This window comes from Sphingopyxis sp., assembly GCF_025869345.1.
Taxonomy (GTDB): Bacteria; Pseudomonadota; Alphaproteobacteria; order Sphingomonadales; family Sphingomonadaceae; genus Sphingopyxis.
Window position 1 is genome coordinate 42,062 of sequence record NZ_JAOZVW010000070.1, and the last position, 3,433, is coordinate 45,494.

Genomic DNA, 3,433 nt, shown 5'->3' on the forward strand with positions numbered 1-3,433 from the left:
CCCGCCCCCGCCCGCGGGGGGGGCCCCCCCGGCGGGGGGGGGGCGGCGGCCCGGGGTCTCTTAGCCTTCCCCCCCGGCGGGGCGCCCGCCCCCCCACGGCGAACTGGCGCGGACGCGGATCAGCCTTGTTCCCGAAGGGCGCAGCACGGTGGCGCTGCCGCTGATCGAACGGCTGATCGCGGTGATCGAACAGACCGGGGCGGGCGAGCGCGTCGCCTTTTCGCTGGCGTGCGACGAACGCACGACGCTGCCGCTCGCCAGCGACGATGCCGCCGAACTGCTGGGGCCGCTGCTCGAAAATGCCGCGCGCCATGCCCGCCGTCTCGTCCACGTCGCGGTCGAGACGGTGGGCGACCGGCGGATGCTGGTCGTCGGCGACGATGGCGCCGGGCTCGACAGCGCGCAGCGCGACGAGGCGATCCTGCGCGGCGCGCGCCTCGATTCGGGGGGCGAAGGCCATGGGCTCGGCCTCGCCATCGCGCGCGAGCTGGCCGAGGCGTCGCGCGGCGATCTGGTGCTCGCGCGTTCGCCGCTCGGCGGGCTTGAAGTCCGCGTCGGCTGGACGCTATCCGCCTGAACTTCCTGTCAGCTTGGTGTCAGATCGCACGCCGTGTGCGTCCTATCCCTGCGTCTCGCCAAGCCGTTGTGCAAGATATATTCTATTTTACTTGCAATATAGAATAATTGTGCCATTATGATGCCCGAACGAGCGCGGCAGGGAGCCGTGCCGGGGAGGAGAGGCAATAATGACACGGCGGTTCGGACGGGCGCTTTTGCTCACGACATGTCTGGCAGTCCCGATGACCGGGGCATGGGCGCAGGAGACACCGGTCCCGGCCGATCAGGGCGACGCGATCATCGTCAGCGGCCGCCGCGCCGCCGACCGCGCGGCGCTGGAGACGAAGCGCAACACCGATACCCAGGTCGACGAGGTTCGCGCCGACGACGTCGGCCGCCTGCCCGACCAGAATGTCGCCGAAACGCTGCGCCGCCTGCCGGGCCTCAGCGTCGCGAACGACATGGGCGAGGGCCGCTATCTGACCGTCCGCGGCGTGTCGCCCGACTTGCTCAACGTGACGCTGAACGGCCAGACCGCCGCCGCTCCCGAACCCGATTCGCGTCAGGTGAAGCTCGACGACATCCCCTCGGCGCTGATCGGCGCGGTGACGGTGTCGAAGACGCTGACCCCCGACATGGACGCCAACGCGATCGCGGGCGCCGCCAATATCGAAACCGTGTCGGCCTTCGACCGGCCGGGGACCTTCGGCAGTCTGCGCGCGGCCTATGGCAAATATGACCTCAACGGCAAGCATCCCTATGAATTCGATGCGTCGATCGGGTCGCGCTTCGGCCCCGACCGCCAGTTCGGCTTCGTCTTCGCGCTCAACTATTCGAACCGCGAGTTCGAGGCGCAGAACATCCAGTCGGGCGGCAAATGGGAAGAGGTGAACGGTCAGTTCGTGCCGCTGCGCCAGACGCTGCGCGACTATCACACGCGCCGTCAGCGTTATGGGGCGGTCGCCAATTTCGACTGGCGCCCGACCGATGACGTGAAGGTCTTCGCGCGTTTCCTCTATTCCAAATATAAGGACAAGGAATCGCGTCCGGGCTTCCAGGTCGACCTCGACGACGAAGCGATCACCAACCAGACCGCGACCAGCGGCGACTTCTCCGGCGCCAAGGCGAAGCGCGCGCTGCGCTCGCGCGAGGAGGATTCGGACACCTTCACCTCGTCGTTCGGCGGCGAGTTCGATCTCGGGCCGAGCTGGCTGCGCGTCGAGGGCAGCTATACCCAGGCCAACAAGCGCGACCCGCACCGCGACGAAATCATCTTCGCGGCCAAGAACATCACGGGGTCGTACGACCTGTCGGGCACGATTCCGCTCTATCAATCGGGCGCGACGGCGTTCGATCCGACCAAGTATAAATTCGACGAAACGAGCTACGAGCATCGTCGCGCGCGCGAGGATCTCTATCAGGCGCGCGCCGATTTCCGCACGCCGGTGGGTATCGGCGACGACAGCACGATCCAGGTCGGCGCCAAATATACGAGCCGGCGCAAGACCAACGATGCCGAATCGGTGATCTATGGCGGCTATGACGACGACTTCACGCTCGATCAGGTTCAGGACGGATCGATCGACAGCATCTTCAAGGGCCGCTATCCGTTCGGTGCGACGATCAGCCGCCCGAGCGCCGACAGCTTCTTCCAGTCGAACCTCGCCGGGTTCGAGCTCGACGAGGAAGGCACCGTCGGCGACAGCCTCGCCGCCGACTATCTGATCCGCGAGAAGATCTTTGCTGCCTATGCGATGGCGACGCTGAAATTCGGCAGCTTCACCGCGATTCCCGGCGTCCGCATGGAAAAGACGAAGAGCAATTATGCGGCGAAGGACATTCTCGACACGACGACCGTCGCCGATCTCGACAAGGATTACGACAGCTTCGGGTCGCAGAGCTACACCGACTTCTTCCCGGGCCTGAACCTGCGCTGGAACGCGACGCCGTCACTCGTCCTGCGCGCCGCGGTGACGCGCGCGATCGGGCGCGCGAACTATGAACAGCTCGCGCCGACGACGGTCGTCAACACCAGCGATAACGAGGTGACGAGGGGCAACCCCGACCTCAAGCCGCTGACCTCGACCAACTACGACCTCGCAGGCGAATATTATATCGGGCGCAAGGGCATCATCAGCATCGCCGGCTTCTACAAGACGATCGAGAATCCGATCTATACGGCTACCGTCGTGCAGAGCGGCACCTTTGCCGGGCAGGCGCTGGTCGATGCGCAGGTGACGATGCCGGTCAACGCCGACAGCGCCTTCGTCAAGGGCATCGAGATCAACGCGCAGACCGAACTCAGTTTCCTGCCGTCACCGCTCGACGGCTTCAGCGTCGGCGGCAGCATCACCTTCGTGAAATCGCGCGCGAAGGGTATTCCGGGCCGTGGCGACGAACGGCTGCCGCTCGGCAGCCAGTCGAACCGGGTGGCGTCGGCCTTCCTCTCCTATGAGAAGGGCGGGCTGTCGGCGCGCATCGCCTATACCTACCGCTCGGCCTATCTGCTCGAACCGGGCGGGGATACCGACACCGACCTTTATGTCGGCGCCTTCAACCAGTGGGACGCGCGGATCGGCTACGACATCGTCAAGAATGTGACGATCTTCCTCGAAGGATCGAACCTCAACGACGAGCCCTACCGCGTCTTCCAGGGAATTTCGTCGCGGACCGACGAGGTCGAGCGCTACGGCTATTCGGTCAAGACGGGTCTCCAGTTCAAATTCTGATCCTCTGCGGGTCGCGCTAGACCTGGGGCCGGGGAAACCCGGCCCCTTTTCTTTTTGGCGGCTTCGGGGTGGGAAGCGGACACTCCCCACTTTCGTCATTCCCGCGAAAGCGGGAACCCAGGGCGTGCGTCGGCTGACCCCACACT

At 65.5% G+C, this 3,433-nt stretch carries 2 protein-coding genes; both read left to right on the top strand.

The features are described from left to right. Positions 1 to 148: 148 nt before the first annotated feature. Positions 149 to 577: an ATP-binding protein gene (locus OJI97_RS07670; RefSeq protein WP_297662469.1), complete on the top strand. Its 429-nt coding sequence runs from the start codon at positions 149 to 151 to the stop codon at positions 575 to 577. Positions 578 to 800: 223 nt separating this feature from the next. Then, on the top strand, positions 801 to 3,287 hold the full coding sequence (locus tag OJI97_RS07675) for a TonB-dependent receptor (RefSeq protein WP_297662470.1): 2,487 nt from the start codon (positions 801 to 803) through the stop codon (positions 3,285 to 3,287). Positions 3,288 to 3,433 lie beyond the last annotated feature (146 nt).